16 protein-coding genes are annotated in these 15,158 nt (G+C 35.8%); 12 read left to right on the forward strand and 4 right to left on the reverse strand.

Annotated features, from left to right (window positions below):
* Nucleotides 1-855 precede the first annotated feature (855 nt).
* Nucleotides 856-1,434, reverse strand: a complete 579-nt coding sequence (locus BLV53_RS16130) for a GDSL-type esterase/lipase family protein (RefSeq protein WP_090302670.1) — start codon at nucleotides 1,432-1,434, stop codon at nucleotides 856-858.
* A gap of 414 nt (nucleotides 1,435-1,848) precedes the next feature.
* Between BLV53_RS16130 and BLV53_RS16140 the strand changes: the two genes are divergently transcribed.
* The 10 genes from BLV53_RS16140 (at nucleotide 1,849) to BLV53_RS16185 (ending at nucleotide 9,291) form a co-directional block, all read left to right on the forward strand.
* Nucleotides 1,849-2,991 (forward strand): alpha/beta hydrolase-fold protein, encoded by a 1,143-nt coding sequence (locus tag BLV53_RS16140; RefSeq protein WP_207646248.1) that lies wholly within the window; start codon nucleotides 1,849-1,851, stop codon nucleotides 2,989-2,991.
* 25 nt (nucleotides 2,992-3,016) lie between these two features.
* Complete coding sequence (locus BLV53_RS16145) at nucleotides 3,017-3,610, forward strand: TetR/AcrR family transcriptional regulator (protein WP_090302671.1); 594 nt, start codon at nucleotides 3,017-3,019, stop codon at nucleotides 3,608-3,610.
* Between the two features lie 165 nt (nucleotides 3,611-3,775).
* Entirely contained in the window at nucleotides 3,776-4,141 is a 366-nt protein-coding gene (locus BLV53_RS16150; RefSeq protein ID WP_090302672.1) for a dihydropteridine reductase, read from the forward strand.
* An 86-nt stretch (nucleotides 4,142-4,227) separates the two neighbouring features.
* On the forward strand, nucleotides 4,228-4,815 hold the full coding sequence (locus BLV53_RS16155) for an alpha/beta fold hydrolase (RefSeq protein WP_090302673.1): 588 nt from the start codon (nucleotides 4,228-4,230) through the stop codon (nucleotides 4,813-4,815).
* Complete coding sequence (locus tag BLV53_RS16160; protein ID WP_242879135.1) at nucleotides 4,812-5,087, forward strand: pyridoxamine 5'-phosphate oxidase family protein; 276 nt, start codon at nucleotides 4,812-4,814, stop codon at nucleotides 5,085-5,087. Before BLV53_RS16155 ends, BLV53_RS16160 begins: the two co-directional genes overlap by 4 nt.
* Nucleotides 5,088-5,199: 112 nt before the next feature.
* A complete protein-coding gene (locus BLV53_RS16165) occupies nucleotides 5,200-5,967 on the forward strand; it encodes a 2-hydroxy-6-oxo-6-phenylhexa-2,4-dienoate hydrolase (RefSeq protein ID WP_242879133.1) in 768 nt (255 codons plus the stop codon).
* Between the two features lie 11 nt (nucleotides 5,968-5,978).
* Nucleotides 5,979-6,845 carry a fumarylacetoacetate hydrolase family protein gene (locus BLV53_RS16170; protein ID WP_090302675.1) on the forward strand — a complete coding sequence of 289 codons (867 nt, stop codon included), beginning with the start codon at nucleotides 5,979-5,981 and terminating at the stop codon, nucleotides 6,843-6,845.
* 32 nt (nucleotides 6,846-6,877) lie between these two features.
* Nucleotides 6,878-7,639 (forward strand): hypothetical protein, encoded by a 762-nt coding sequence (locus BLV53_RS16175; protein ID WP_090302676.1) that lies wholly within the window; start codon nucleotides 6,878-6,880, stop codon nucleotides 7,637-7,639.
* Between the two features lie 37 nt (nucleotides 7,640-7,676).
* The gene (locus tag BLV53_RS16180; RefSeq protein WP_090302677.1) at nucleotides 7,677-7,931 is read left to right on the forward strand and encodes a hypothetical protein; all 255 of its coding nucleotides are present in this window, start codon (nucleotides 7,677-7,679) and stop codon (nucleotides 7,929-7,931) included.
* 118 nt (nucleotides 7,932-8,049) lie between these two features.
* Nucleotides 8,050-9,291, forward strand: coding sequence for a DUF438 domain-containing protein (locus tag BLV53_RS16185; RefSeq protein WP_090302678.1), 1,242 nt, complete (start codon nucleotides 8,050-8,052; stop codon nucleotides 9,289-9,291).
* A gap of 2 nt (nucleotides 9,292-9,293) precedes the next feature.
* Here the strand turns inward: BLV53_RS16185 and BLV53_RS16190 are convergent, their stop codons facing one another.
* Nucleotides 9,294-9,947, reverse strand: a complete 654-nt coding sequence (locus BLV53_RS16190; protein ID WP_090302679.1) for a Crp/Fnr family transcriptional regulator — start codon at nucleotides 9,945-9,947, stop codon at nucleotides 9,294-9,296.
* A 105-nt stretch (nucleotides 9,948-10,052) separates the two neighbouring features.
* On the opposite strand from BLV53_RS16190, the gene hcp reads away from it, so the two are divergent.
* Nucleotides 10,053-11,684, forward strand: a complete 1,632-nt coding sequence (hcp, locus tag BLV53_RS16195) for a hydroxylamine reductase (RefSeq protein WP_090302680.1) — start codon at nucleotides 10,053-10,055, stop codon at nucleotides 11,682-11,684.
* 169 nt (nucleotides 11,685-11,853) lie between these two features.
* On the opposite strand, the gene BLV53_RS16200 is transcribed toward hcp, so the two are convergent.
* Nucleotides 11,854-12,888, reverse strand: coding sequence for an Mbeg1-like protein (locus BLV53_RS16200; protein ID WP_090302681.1), 1,035 nt, complete (start codon nucleotides 12,886-12,888; stop codon nucleotides 11,854-11,856).
* On the reverse strand, nucleotides 12,876-13,832 hold the full coding sequence (locus tag BLV53_RS16205) for a putative ABC transporter permease (protein ID WP_090302682.1): 957 nt from the start codon (nucleotides 13,830-13,832) through the stop codon (nucleotides 12,876-12,878). Before BLV53_RS16205 ends, BLV53_RS16200 begins: the two co-directional genes overlap by 13 nt.
* Before the next feature lie 248 nt (nucleotides 13,833-14,080).
* Here BLV53_RS16205 and BLV53_RS16210 point away from each other — a divergent pair, with 248 nt between their 5' ends.
* Complete coding sequence (locus BLV53_RS16210) at nucleotides 14,081-14,686, forward strand: hypothetical protein (protein ID WP_139298992.1); 606 nt, start codon at nucleotides 14,081-14,083, stop codon at nucleotides 14,684-14,686.
* Nucleotides 14,687-15,158 lie beyond the last annotated feature (472 nt).

Consider the following 15,158-nt stretch of genomic DNA (forward strand, 5'->3'; position numbering starts at 1 on the left):
AAAGCTAATAGAAGTCAAACTATGGTTGAGTATGGAAAATACTCAGAAAGAATACATTCAACGTTGACACTGCAAAATTCAAAACAGCTTATGTTTTATCTAAATGGAAAAATCTAAAAGGAAACAACACCTACCGGTGTTGACTTGATTAAAAGTGCTATGCACAGACCTAATCTTTCATTTGCTTGATTACAGTGTATCTGCCCAGAAATGGGAGTCAAGGATGCTTTGCACCGAAGGCGTTGTCCTTGACACCCATTTCAAGGCAGATAAAATATCAACAAGCAAAAGAAGGATTATTTGTCGTACAAAAAAGTACGGCATTAAACATTAATCAAAGGCCTGCGGAGCAGGGCTTCCTTTTAAAAGATAAAAAGAGTAAAATAGTCACAAATCTAATTCTTATCACAAATACATAGGGATAGTCTTTTCTGTGATTTCCGAGTACAAATTTACGCTGCCGAAAAGTTCAATAGTTATTTACAAATAAGCACATAGTCTTTATAATATTAGTTAAGAAAAGGCGCTACCGATAGACGGTGGCCTAGATTAATTAAAACGTTTTAAGCCGTCCTAGGTTTTCCAGGCTGCAGGACGGCTATTTCTTTGCATTGCTATCTCGGCCAACTTTCTAGCCGATTCCAAATGCTGTAAATAATAATCCAGTAATAGCTACAAATTGCTCTAATGTTAACATCGAAGTTTTCCTCCATAGATATTTCTGCTCAAAGACAGATTATTCTAAATAGAGGTCACAGTCCTCTAGTTGAAGACCAGCCGCCTACCCGAAAATGGTAGCACCGTAATTAAGTCTATCAAAAGAGGATGTTAAAACAATCGAACATCAACATAATCTTACAAGAAATTTTCCAGGCTTTTTATAAAGCATTCAGCAAATCTTTTATGTCCCTCAATAGAGAAATGAACTCCATCAGTACCCATTTCAATATTCCACTCGCTGGCATTGATGGCAGGGATGCCATATTGCTTCGCTAGTTCGAGGAAGCGCTGGTTCATCTCTATGCAACAATTATGGTAACGTTGCATTTCTGGTTCCATTACTTTGATGTAAGGTGGAGCTATTAGGATGAACTGAGCTTTACAGTTTTCTTTGACATAACTTAGGATTCTATCAAGCTTTGTCACAGCTAGCTCTACGTTGGGATTGTAGGTTAGCAGGATGTCATTTGTACCAAGCATCATAACAAAGATATCATCTTCTGAAAGGTCTGATAAAAGGTTGGTGAAGTAGCCATACTCTATGGATGGGAGCTGGCGACCGTTCATTCCTTCCTCAATGACATCAAAGTGGTCTGATAGGGAATGGTGAACAATAGTTGCCCAGCGTTCGTCCTCAGCATATCTGCCTCCAAGGAAATCCCTGGGATCATAACCATATGTATTTGAATCTCCAAATAGAATTAGTTTTCTCATAGGGTTAACCTCATTTGATACCAAGTGACATTACCATGCACGGATTCACTTATACCTTCATTTACAAAACCAAACTTTGAATAGTAAGTAATTAGCTTATCTTTGTTATATACATAGAGAATATCTATTATTTATTGGATTTTCAAGGCTCCTGAAGTGTCCATTTTATTGGAATGATGTCGAGTACACTTATAATCAGGAGAGGCGTCTAATTCTGTAGAACATCTGATTTTTACGCATTATTTATAATATCAACACATACCATTCACATATAGAGCTTATAGTTTGCGTTGTCAGCTCGGCAGCGAATGGTAGCTCGCTTTATAAAATACTCCAACTAGAAAAAATTGTATTTCTTGAATGTTACCTAATTGGTATGTCATGAGAAAAATATTTATTTGGAGGAATTACAAAATGAAGAAACTATTAGCTTTAATGGTATGTGGAGCCATGGGCTTATCAGCCGTTGCATGTGGTCAAACTGCAACAGAAACTACTACAGAAACAAGTGAAACGACGGAAACTGAGGAGACTACAGCAGAAGCTGAAACAACAGCTACAGCAAGTGTAGACAATAGCTACGCTGAGGACACAGATGCGCTTGTTGAAGAATATGCTGATGAATTTGAACAGGTTGAGTACACAGATGATGAAACCGGCCTAACAGTAACTTACAATATCTATTTACCAGAGGATTATGATGAAACAGAAGAGTATCCTATGGTAGTCTTTATAGCTGATTCAAGCTGTGCTGGTGATGATGCAACAACTTCTCTTACGCAAGGACGTGGTGCCTTGGTGTGGGCTGCAGACCAGTGGCAATCAGCAAATCCTAGCATAGTATTAGTGCCAACATATCCAGAGACAATTTTAGATGACCAGAATGGCTATAGCACAACTGAATATGTAGAGCTTACAAAGCGACTTATAGATGATGTATCAGATGAGTACGCAGTTAATACTGATAGAATCTACGGTACAGGTCAATCTATGGGATGCATGACCACTCTCATTTTAGCCTCAGAATATCCTGATTTATATGCAGCATGTATGTTTGTTGATGGACAGTGGGATGTTAGTACACTTTCATCATTAGAAGACCAGACATTTATATATTTTGCCGCTGAGGATGATCAGAATGCTTATAATGGAATGCAGGAAGTTATGGATATGTTCGACGAGGATGGTGTCGAGTATACATACGCCCAGTGGGATGGAACATGGACACCAGATGAACTTACAGATGCAACATCAGAATTAACATCAGGCAATACAAATGCCTACTTTTTATCATGGAAATCAGGTACAATAGAAGCTAGTAGTGAAACTTCTTTTGCAGGTCCTAACAGCTCTAACGATGGTGGAGAAAAGCCAGCATTGGATTCAAAAAATGATAAGCCTGCTATGTCAGATGACGCTGAAGCCGGTGAGAAGCCAGAAGGTGGTATGAATGCAGGTGGAGATAATTCCATGATGGAAAGTGTAAAATATCACATGGCATCATTTGACTATGCATATAGATGTATATCTGTAATGGAATGGCTGTTTGAAAACTAGCGGGAAAAAAGGATGTATTTGAGTTATGAACAAAAACGAGAGCAGGTACTTTAAATCTGCCGAAAAAATGCATACTGCACTTATTTCTCTAATAGAGAATAAGGATTTCGAACTGATTACAGTTAAGGAAATATGTGCAGAGGCTGGGGTTAACAGATCGACATTTTATCTTCATTATGATAATACCAATGATCTTCTTCGAGAAACAATCGAAGCGGCATATAGGGATTTCTTCAGTAGGTTTTCCGCTGATGGGCCTAAGAAAATTGATATTGAGGATAAGAAGAATGAGGAATTGTTTTTAGTGACTCCAACGTATCTTATGCCGTATCTGGAATTTGTGGAAGATAACCGCAAGCTCTTTTATATAATGTATGAGAAAAACGAGATGATGGGAGCTGAGAAAACATACGAGAAATGGTTTAAAGAGATATTTGGACCAATACTCACAAGGTTTGGAGTATCTGAGACAGAACAACCATTTATTATGATTTTTTATCTTAACGGGATTATTGGTGTGGTAAATGAATGGATAGCCAGAGATTGTGCTGAATCAAAAGATGAGATCATTGGCATTATTCAGAAATGCATTTTGATGCCAATAAAAGAAACTAATTAAATATGTAAAATTAATCCAACACTTTTTGTGAATCGTGTCGGGACCTTAGATCCTGAAAACAACACTTTTCGTAAAAAGTGTTGTTCTGTTTATGGGAGCACTTTTCTATAATTACCTCAAGCTCAAAGCAGAGAGTTCAAAATCAAAAATGATGGAGGTAAAATAATGAACAATTTAGACAAGGTATACGCAGAAAGTGTAGCAAAGGATTATATGCCAAAGGAGACAAGTAAAGTAAGACAATTGAAGAAGCTTGATGAAAAGGCAAAGCTTCCAGCATTGGTGACAGCTATGTCATTGGGAGTAGTTGGAGCATTAATATTTGGTTTAGGAATGTGTCTTTCTATGGGAATACTTGGAACTGGATTAGTAAGCATGATTTTTGGAATAATACTTGGGCTTTTAGGCGCTGCAATATGTGGTGTGAATTATCCGCTGTACAAAAAGCTTCTAAAAAAAGGAAAAGCTATGTACGCCTATGACATTCTTGAACTTGCAAGAGAAATAACAGCGGCTGAGAATTGTAACTAGAGTTAGAAAAGTCTAACCCCGTTGTGATATTATTAGTTACGAGATAGATAAATAGTATAACGTACATAGATAGAGCAGGGGATAAAATGAGATCAGCTGAAGAATATAAGGAATTAACAATACATGAATTTGGTAAAGGAAATGACAAGATAATGGTGTTGCTTCATCCCGCAGTTGTGATGTGGGATTTTTTTGAGTACGTTATCCCAGCGCTTGAAAAAAAGTATCATCTGATTATTCCTGCTATTCCTGGTTATGATCCATATGATCCAGATGTAAAAAGTGATTTCACAAGTGTAGAAGAAATAGCCGCCGAGCTAGAAGTTTGGCTTAAAGTACATGGAATAAATCATGTTGACTGTATTTATGGGTGTTCTATGGGAGGAGCCTTTATTACAAAACTTTTATCAAATGGAGTGATTCATTTCAAACGAGCTGTGATTGATGGGGGAATAACACCTTATCAGTTACCTTGGATAGCGACAAGATTTATTCTTCTCAGAGACTTTCTGATGATATCCATAGGGAAAATAGGTGGTGTAAAGTTGCTGGAAAAAGCATTTGCAACTGATAATCTTTCTGAAGAAGATATACAGTATGAAGCAAATGTTTTGAAGATGATGGAAAAATATACTTCCACGGGGCAAAAGCAGGACACAAAATTGATGCAATAAAATCATGTGATAAAGCAAGTTTCTGTGTATATAACGATGGTTATCGCAAAGAAGGGGATTGGGCTCTTAACATTACAAGTGTAATTACTTTTGGAAGAATCCATTTGGTAGAGGATGAAGCTACAGCTCTTAGAATCTGCTCTGAACTCACCAAAAAATTTACTGATGATGACGAATATCTAAAGCAGGAAATTCAAAATTCATTTCGTAATGTACAATGTCTTGAGCTTATCCCAGAGCACATAACTGGTAAACTAGTGAATGAATCTTAAAAAAATCATATTTATTATAACCCTTTTCTTGTTAGCAATAACTAACTTGATATGATATTATTTTATACAGTATTAAGAAACATGTGAATAATATCATAAAGAAGGTATAGTAATGCAATTTGAGGAAATGGGAAATATGTCAGGAAAGACGTTGATGTTATTGCCAGGGACATGCTGTGACTGGCAGACGAATTTTGGCGCAGTTATAGACAGTCTTTCTGAGAAATATCATCTAATATGTGTAAACTATGATGGCTTTGATGGAAGCAATGTTGTCTTCCCTGATATGATTACAGTAACTGAAAAAATAGAGAATTATATTAAAGAACATCATGCTGGCGTGTTGGACGGGGCAATCGGCTCATCCCTAGGTTCTAGTTTTGTGGGACAGCTTGTCATGCGAAAGAACGTACATATAAATCATGCCATTTTTGGCAGTCCAGACCTTGATCAGAGCGGAAAAGTAGCTGCGAAGCTACAATCGATGCTTGTGGTGCCGCTTCTCACTAGCTTTACTAAGGGAGAAAAGAAGCAAAATAAGACAAAAGAAAAGCTAAAAAGTTTTTTCCTTATGAGCGATGAAACGGCTGAGAAATTTATTAATTGTTTTTCAAAATTCAATCCCGAATCGATTAAAAATGAATACTATACAGATTTACTGACGCATTTAGAAGAAGATATTAATGTAGATCACACAAAAGCACATTTTATTTATGCAAGCAAAATGGGAGAAAAATATCTGAAGCGCTATAAGAAGTATTTTCATAATCCTGATATTCGAGAATTTGATATGCAGCATGAGCAATGGCTATTTGGAGAAAAAGAATATGCTGAGCCTGTGCTTGAGGCAATAGACGAATTTATGGATGCAGTAGTTTAAGGGAGATACTTATGAGATTTTATACAATTGAATTTAACGGACAAGAATGCGTAGCAGTAGAGAATTTGGATAATAAGCTTGTTACACTTGATTCAATAGGAATAAAAGTTTCAGATATGAATGAGCTTGTAAAGAGATTTGATGAACTGGAATCCGAAATTATAAAGAATATTCAATATGGTCTGACACCAGATAATTATAAGATTTTGGCACCAATTCCAGTGCCACTTCAGGACATTATTTGTTTAGGTGTTAATTATAGGGAACACATTGAAGAAACGGCAGAGGTAGTGGATTTTACAAAAAAGCAGGATGCAGTATATTTTTCAAAGCGTGTAAACAGATGTAATGATCCTGATGGCACCATTCCGGTTTACGATTTTGTAGACAGTCTTGATTATGAAGTAGAGCTTGGAGTTATATTAAAGAAAGATGCATTTCAGGTAACGGCAGAAGAAGCATCGGAATATATATTTGGTTACACAATAATAAACGATGTAAGTGCAAGAAATATACAACTCAAACATCTGCAGTGGTACAGAGGGAAAAGCCTTGATGGATATACACCAATGGGCCCATGTATTGTTACTTCAGATGAAATCGATGAACCACATAATCTAAGTATTGAATGCTTCGTGAATAATGAAAAGAGGCAACGCAGTAACACTTCGTGTATGATTACAACGGTTGAAGATGCTATTTCAGAACTGTCACAAGGGATGACATTGAAGGCAGGAACTATTATTGCGACAGGTACACCGGGTGGAGTTGGTATGGGATTTAATCCACCTAAATTTTTGCAGCAAGGTGATATTGTAAAATGTAGAATTGAAAAACTAGGGGAGTTAGTTAATAGGGTTGGTATGATAAAATTCTAAAGGATAATCAAAAATAATAATTGGAGAATAAAATGAAAAAAATAATAGTACTTGCATTGGCAGCAATGATGTTGATGGGATGTAAAAAGGAAGAGTCAGAACCTATAGAAATGAAAGAAGAGGTTGTGACTGAAGCTAATGAAGATACTGTAGAAAAAGAAAGTAGGTATGCTCATGAAGAGCTTGATGCCTATAGTGAAGTGTTATCTGAATACTTAAAAGATACTAAAGATGGATTTTCAGCAACACTTATTAATATTGACGATGATGATTATTATGAGCTTGCGATGTTTGATGGCGATGCTAGAGCAGACGGTGCTTATCTCTACACTTATAATGATGGCGAGGCAATTGACCTGGCAACTGATGGTTTTCCATTTTATGGTAGTTATGGTCAGATGAACTATGTTCCAAATTCAGGATATTTTTCCTATGATTACGATGGGGCAGGCGTGGACAATGGCGATTTCATGTTCTTTGCTTTTAGTCTAAAGGATGGAAAAGTTGAAAATCTATGTTCTTTAGAGAGAGTTTTCTATTATGATGACAGTACTGCAGACGTCTTTTCTAACCATGATAAAGAAATTTCAGAGAGTGAATATAATGAGCTTTATCAAAAATATTGGCATGACTACATTAGCGACGATTTAAAAGATTTAACTTTTATAAATGGCTACATGATTACATCGGAGGATGAAATAGAGGCTTTTCTTTCTGAAAATGATGTGGATGAAATTGAGGTCAGTTATTCGGATGAGGATATTAAAGCAATGTCTCCGGATGAGTTGTTTTAGGCATTTTGCAATGGTGATGTTGAAGGCCAATACGTTGATGAAAATGGCGATTCATATCCATACAACCTACGATGGCGCTACATGGATTGTTCATAGCGACACAACACATGTTGGAAGATGCATGTATTTCCTTGATAAATATAATGGCGATTTACAGATTGTAGATTCCATTAATCTTTACTGGGAAACAGAAGATTATAATGAGGATAGTCCGAAGACATATTACTTTAATGACCAGGTGATTACTGAGGAAGAGTATAATTCGTACTATCAAGCAATTTTTGAATATTAAAGCATAAAAACTGTGTTTTGAGGGAACTAGGAAAACTGTTGCAATTGCAACAACTCCAGTTTTGACAAATTGCTATATTGTACCTGTAAATAGAAATTGTTTGAATTGGAGGTTAGCCATGGAAGAGAAGAATATTGAATTATTAAAAGACTATATAAAGCGCCTTAGCAATGGAGAAAGTCTAGAATCAGTTCGCAAAGATTTTGTAGATAATTTTTCTGATGTTGAGGCGTTTAATATCATGCAGGCTGAGCAACAGCTGATGAAAGAAGGTGTGCCTTTTACAGAGGTGCAAAAGCTTTGTGATGTTCATTCGGTATTGTTTCATGGCAAAACTAGAGAAGAAAAAATAGCTAATGCAGAAAAAGAAGTTGAAGCATCAGCTGCAAGAGTTACATCTAATATCACTATAGAAAAAAGAGAAGCTGCAAGAAAGCAGGCTGAAATAGTGGGACATCCACTTCATCTTTTTACTAAGGAAAATGAAGCTCTTACGGAAGAGATTAATAAGACCAAGAGTTTGATTAAAGATATTAAGATTGATCCATCTGATGATAACAATAGAAGAATAAATGAAAGTGTAGATTGTCTCAGAAAAGTAGCTATCCATTATGCAAAGAAAGGTGACTTGCTTTACCCTCACATGAAGGCCAAATATGACATTTCGGGACCTTCAGATGTTATGTGGTCTGTTGATGATGAAATAAGAGATGAGCTTAAATTCATAGCAGATTCTGACTTTAGAAAAATCGAATATGTGAATAGATTAGAACATGCCATTACCCGCATGGAGGAAATGATTTATAAGGAGCAGAATATTCTCTTTCCTATTTGCACTAGATTTTTCACTAATGAAGAATGGTACCAGATTTATCAGGACTCAAAGGATTATGCGCCTTGTTTGGTTGATTTTGTAAAATGGCCTGAGGCAGAGGCAGCACTGTCCAAAGAAAACGCTACTAGCAATGCTTCAGAAGATATGATTAATCTTCCAGGTGGACATTTCACACCTGCTCAACTTAGAGCAGTACTCAATACTCTTCCTGTCGAAATATCATTTATAGATGAAAATGATATTAACTGTTTCTTTAACGAAGGACCAAAGCTATTTAAACGTGCTGGCATGGCCATAGGACGTGATGTGTATAGTTGTCATCCGCCAAAGATTGAGATGATGGTTCGTTCTATAATTGGAGATTTCAAATCTGGCACCAGGGATAAAGTGTCAGTTTGGATGGAAAAAGAAGGCATCCCAGTGCTTGTAGAGTACATTGCAGTTCGAGATGACAATGGACAATATATAGGCACAATGGAATGCGTTCAAAAAATGGATGAAGCTAAAAAGCATTTTGAAAAATAAAATTATTTGATGACAAAGGTATTTTTATCGAAGTCGATAATTCCTTCGTCACGCATTTTACCAAGCTCTCTTGTCATGGCGCTGCGGTTGATGGATAAATAGTCAGCTAGCTGTGTTCGTGACAGGGGAGCTTTTATATATTTTGATTTTTGCTGTTGAGCAAGGGTGGAAATGTATGCCATAAGTTTTCCTCTAATAGAATCTTTTGACATTATTTCCAGTTTATTCATATAGGATATACTTTTTTGCCCTAGTAGATGAAACATGTTTTCCGAAATTCTTGCGTGAAAACTGCAAGCATTCTCACATGTATGGATGATTTTTGAAGCAGCAAGAAATAATACTCTAGTTTTTTCTACTGCAACAAAAGTAACAGAAGATTCCTGCTCAACGCTGACGGCAAAGTTTTCTCCAAATAGTTCGCCTGGACCAACATAGGATAGAAGTGAAGAGTTTCCCCATATATCTTCTTTCAAAAGGTGCACATTTCCAAAAAGAACAATTCCGATATAAGGGACTTTGTCCTTTTCCATAATGATAGTTTCCCCTTTTTCAAAATCCTTTTTAAAGGAGTTGATGCAAATCAGTAGTTTATTCAAATTGTCTGGGTGAATTCCCTCGAATAGGGGAATATCATTGTATTCTATTTCTTTCATGAGTTCATTATAAAATCAAACTGTTGCAATTGCAACAAACTTGCCTTCGGTCTAGCTGTATATTATGAGCATCAAAGAAATCCGGTTAGAAAATGGAGGTAAATAATGGAAAATAAGATGTTTTGTTATCAGTGTCAGGAAACAGCAGGCTGTACTGGGTGTACAATGGCAGGTGTTTGTGGAAAGACGCCAGAGGTAGCAAATCTTCAGGATTTACTGGTATATGTCACCAAAGGTCTTTCATTTGTAACAACAAAGCTTAGAGCAGAGGGCAAGGAAGTATCGGAAGATATTAATCATATGATTTCGGTAAATCTTTTTACAACGATTACAAATGCAAATTTTGATTATGATTCAATAGCGCAGAAGATCGAAGATACTATTAATGCCAAGGAACAGTTATTAGAAAAGCTTACAGATAAGAGCAATCTTCCAGATGCTGTCATTTGGAATGGCGATAAAACACAGTATGATGAAAAAGCAAAGACAGTAGGTGTGCTTTCAACAGAAAATGAAGACATTCGTTCATTGAGAGAGTTGATAACATATGGCCTTAAAGGGCTCGCTGCTTATTCGAAGCATGCCAATGCTCTTTTAAAGGATAATAAGGATGTTGATGCATTCCTGCAAAAAGCATTGGCAGCAACATTAGATGATAGTCTTTCAGTAGATGATCTGGTTGCGTTAACTCTTGAGACAGGAAAATATGGAGTGGATGGTATGGCACTTCTTGATGAAGCCAATACATCAGCTTATGGTAATCCTGAAATCACAAAAGTAGATATAGGCGTTAGAAATAACCCTGGTATTCTTATTTCAGGTCATGACCTGAAGGATTTGGAGATGCTTTTAGAGCAGACTAAGGGCACAGGGGTAGATGTATACACTCATTCAGAAATGTTACCAGCCCATTACTATCCATTCTTTAAGAAATATGATAATTTTGCTGGAAACTATGGTAATACATGGTGGAAACAGAAGGAAGAATTTGCAAGCTTCAATGGCCCAATTCTGATGACAACAAATTGTATTGTACCACCAGCAGATTCTTACAAAGATAGAATGTTTACAACAGGTGCGGCAGGATATCCTAGATGCAAGCATATTGATGCGCCTTATGGTGAAACAAAGGATTTCTCAGAAATCATTGAAATGGCAAAGAAATGTGATGCACCTACTGAGATAGAACGCGGCGAAATCATTGGTGGATTTGCTCATGAGCAGGTATTTGCTCTTGCAGATAGTGTAGTAGATGCAGTTAAAACTGGAGCAATCAAAAAGTTCGTTGTCATGGCTGGTTGTGATGGAAGAGCAAAAAGTAGAAGTTACTATACTGAGTTTGCTCAGGCGCTTCCAAAAGATACAGTGATTCTTACGGCAGGCTGCGCAAAGTACAAATACAATAAGCTAAACCTTGGTGATATCAATGGAATTCCAAGAGTTTTGGATGCAGGACAGTGTAATGACTCATATTCACTTGCGCTTATTGCATTAAAGCTTAAAGAAGTGTTTAAGCTTGATGATGTAAATGATCTTCCAATTGTCTACAACATTTCATGGTATGAGCAGAAGGCTGTAATAGTATTACTTGCTCTTTTATATCTTGGAGTAAAAAATATACACTTAGGCCCAACACTTCCAGCATTTCTTTCACCAAATGTTGCCAATGTGCTTGTACAGAATTTTGGTATAGCAGGAATAACAAATGTAGAAGATGATATTTGCAATCTTATCTAAAGAATATAGGAAGTATTTTTTCTTGTAATTGATATGCAACTGTAAAAGGCCTATGAAACTCTAAGAGAATTAATAGGCTTTTCTTTTTTATAATAAAAGACGAGTGAAATCTGAAGATTTAACTCGTTTCCTTTAGGGGAGTTTTTTAACAGCCCCTTAAATTTTAAATTTATTCAGGGATTATTCCTTTTGTTAAATCAGATACTTTTTTGGTCATTGCTTGAAGCCCCTTCACACCACTTTTCTTTAGTTCTGAAAGTGTGATTGCACCAGAAGCTTCAAATATTGAAAATAGATATTCCACTAAGGTGCCAAGTTCTTCATCACTCATTTTTGAGATGTTTTCTCTAAGTTTCTTATCTATGAATTTTGCAGTGTTAGACACATCATCGACAGTAATCAGGTTCTTTCCTTCAACACACCATGTGGCAAGATTGTGTTGTCTCACAGAAAGTGCTGTAGATTTAACAACTAAAGGCTTGACTACAGGTTCCATTAGAAGCCCTACAATTGAGTCTTCAGGGATAATGCTAATGAGCTTAGGACCAATATTTTTCATAGCCCTTGAGGAAGCAACCTTTTTTGTAAAACCTGGTCCGTCATTACTATATATTTTTATTATCCTTTCTCGAAGGGTCTCCTTGCACATGGCTGCAGCATATACCGCTAAATGCCCTCCTTTTGAATGTCCGCCTACTCTTAGCAGCCTATCATTTTCAGCAGCTATATTATTAATATAATTAACAGCCTCTCTTTCGGCTTCAACCTCTTCAAGAGCTAGCATAAAATCCTCTTTCCAACCAACAAGGTTATCGTCAGTGCCTCGGTATGCTATATAGCTTGTCCCATCAGGAAGTAAAAACTCCATTGCTGCGAATTGCAAAGTTCTATTTATGTCTATCTTGCTAACGTAATTACGAATTTTAATATGCTTATATCTATTTGTTTCACCAATTAATTTTAGAAATTTAGGAGCATCCCTTAAAATTGACCCTTCACTGTATTTATTTTCATCATAGCTATTCTCAAAGTAAAGCTTTTGGACTTGTTGTACATCAAATACTGTAGCGTTATTTTCTCCAAATATATCGTCCAAGGTAAGATATGAAAGGCAAGAAAGCAGCATATTATCAATCACATTAAATCCATCCTGCCAAAACTCCAAATCACAACGCCACTTTATATATTCACTTAATGTCCCCATTGAAATCCACCTCCATACCTGCGCTGTTCGATGATTTTGCGGCACTCTGCAATTTCATTAACTAGAACTTTCATCTCATCTGTTGCTGTGTCTTCATCATATAGTAAATTGATTAACAAATCCTGTTTTGTGATAATCTTGTTTTTTGCGGTACCGACAGGATCAACAGCAGCTACAAACTGTTCTCTATTAGCTTCTAATCTCTCATTTACTCGATTTAAACGAGCTTCAGCCTCAGCACGAAGGCGTTCAGTTTCAATTCGAACCTCTTCCATATGCGACTTGATTTTCTCAGTTTGATAAATAACATCAGGATAAGCATCTGCAAATCTGCGGTAAAAAATGGATTTATCACTAAGTAAAAGTTTAATTTCTGCGTTAATTGCTTCTGTATTATCAGCATCACTGTGTTCAATCCCAAACTTAACAAGCTTCATGATAAACTGAGAGCCAATCAAATCGATTATGAAGGCAACAGAAAGTACACCTGCCAGTATACTTCTGTAAAGAATATTCATCCTTGAAAAAACATCATAAAAAAAAGGATTGGCAATTTCGATTATTGCAATGCCACCTAGTCCAAATAAAACAAGATTACCTATCCACACTCGTCCATGAAGATTCATAGGCTTCTTACTATAATCCCACCATCTTGCATGGTAGCGTTTCTCAAGAATATAGCTGGCCATATATTCAACAAACCCACAAACAATAAATGAAATGACAAATGTGGTACCAATAGAGGACTCAAAGCCACCAATGCCAAACACAGAAAGAGTTAGTAGTACAGCTCCAAAGCCATAAATAGGCAACCAGGGACCGGATAAAAAGCCTCTATTTATAAATTTATGAAATTGTCGATACTTTAGTATGACTTCAATGCACCATCCAATAAAAGAAAATGCAAAAAAAGATAAAAGTAAGTTAATTAAGAATTCAGTCATAAAATAATCCTCAATTTTAAATATTTGTAAATCATACAGAGATTTTATCATAGAAATGTGATTACATTTTTAACAGATCAGTTGATTTAGAATTATTAATGATTGACATAAAAATTTAAATAAGAGTACATATTATGATGATATTAATGTAAAAGGTGGATTTTTTGGGTATATTATGGGAGGTCTATATGCGAATAAATTCCAATTATATAGCTAATGTACGACAGTCTAGTAATTCGAGTAATCCAGTGAATAAGAAAATACAATCATCATTTTTAAATGATAGTAAAAATATTAGGAATAATACAAATTGTCAAGTATTCCTTTCACATGAATCTGAAGCATATACAGATTATGTTAACAAGATGGACTCCATTTTAGATAAACTAGGAAATGCAGAAGAAATATCCCAAAATGAAAAGCAGTGGTTGAATAGCGAAATTGAAAGTATAATTTCTGGCCAGTACGGTGCATTCTCCTCTTTTAGTTTTAAGCGTCAAGATATACTTAATAACTTAGTAGAAGATAAGAAACATGAAGATAAGCGAATGAATGATTTGCTTGAACAGCTAAAGAAAGATAAACAAGCCATCTCCCCTAATAACTCTATAGACTTAGAAACAGAACTATCACTTAAAAATGAAGCAAAGCTTATAGAAAAGTTTACTGAAGCAATGGAAGATGAGGAAGATTTAACAAAAGAGCATATATGTGATGAACTTATTCCGACGGATGAATTTTTTACAGACCGTTTTCGTGAGACTTATATAGATAAGGAGTTAAAAAAAGCAAAAGACGATTTGAGCCAAGAAATGATTCACAAGATAAAAGAATATCAAGCGAAATACGAATAAAATAAAAAGGGAAGAAATTAGTTGTTGAAAATGAATTGAATAAATAATTGGCGCAATTCGCACAACTGGCGATTAATCACAAAATAGATTTACTTTAAAAAAATGCTAAAAAACACTTTACAACCGCCAGATTGGATGATATTATAATCGAGCACTGAGGGACAGCAAGTCACACAGAGCAAAAAATAAATGAAGATTGATAACTGAACAGTGAAACAAACCTTGAATTAATACAAGTTATTTATAGTTAACATGTATCCTTGAAATTCATTTAAGTTTCTTAAAGAAACGAAACCTTTATTAAGCGAATATGAATTCTTGAATTCATATTCTAGTAAGAATCTTTGATTCTTACATTTACAGTAAACAAGTCAGTTTTGTGCTGACCTGGAATTGAACTCAAGTAACTTCGGTTACTTACATATTTAACATGAGAGTTTGATCCTGGCTCAGGATGAACGCTGGCGGCGTG

This window comes from Pseudobutyrivibrio sp. ACV-2, from assembly GCF_900107545.1.
Classification (GTDB): Bacteria; Bacillota; Clostridia; order Lachnospirales; family Lachnospiraceae; genus Pseudobutyrivibrio.

Coding starts and splice junctions, on each gene's coding strand:
- BLV53_RS16130 (WP_090302670.1), bottom strand. CDS start 1,434: ATGAGAAAACTAATTCTATTTGGAGATTCAAATACATATGGTTATGAT.
- BLV53_RS16140 (WP_207646248.1), top strand. CDS start 1,849: ATGAAGAAACTATTAGCTTTAATGGTATGTGGAGCCATGGGCTTATCA.
- BLV53_RS16145 (WP_090302671.1), top strand. CDS start 3,017: ATGAACAAAAACGAGAGCAGGTACTTTAAATCTGCCGAAAAAATGCAT.
- BLV53_RS16150 (WP_090302672.1), top strand. CDS start 3,776: ATGAACAATTTAGACAAGGTATACGCAGAAAGTGTAGCAAAGGATTAT.
- BLV53_RS16155 (WP_090302673.1), top strand. CDS start 4,228: ATGAGATCAGCTGAAGAATATAAGGAATTAACAATACATGAATTTGGT.
- BLV53_RS16165 (WP_242879133.1), top strand. CDS start 5,200: ATGCAATTTGAGGAAATGGGAAATATGTCAGGAAAGACGTTGATGTTA.
- BLV53_RS16170 (WP_090302675.1), top strand. CDS start 5,979: ATGAGATTTTATACAATTGAATTTAACGGACAAGAATGCGTAGCAGTA.
- BLV53_RS16175 (WP_090302676.1), top strand. CDS start 6,878: ATGAAAAAAATAATAGTACTTGCATTGGCAGCAATGATGTTGATGGGA.
- BLV53_RS16180 (WP_090302677.1), top strand. CDS start 7,677: ATGAAAATGGCGATTCATATCCATACAACCTACGATGGCGCTACATGG.
- BLV53_RS16185 (WP_090302678.1), top strand. CDS start 8,050: ATGGAAGAGAAGAATATTGAATTATTAAAAGACTATATAAAGCGCCTT.
- BLV53_RS16190 (WP_090302679.1), bottom strand. CDS start 9,947: ATGAAAGAAATAGAATACAATGATATTCCCCTATTCGAGGGAATTCAC.
- hcp (WP_090302680.1), top strand. CDS start 10,053: ATGGAAAATAAGATGTTTTGTTATCAGTGTCAGGAAACAGCAGGCTGT.
- BLV53_RS16200 (WP_090302681.1), bottom strand. CDS start 12,888: ATGGGGACATTAAGTGAATATATAAAGTGGCGTTGTGATTTGGAGTTT.
- BLV53_RS16205 (WP_090302682.1), bottom strand. CDS start 13,832: ATGACTGAATTCTTAATTAACTTACTTTTATCTTTTTTTGCATTTTCT.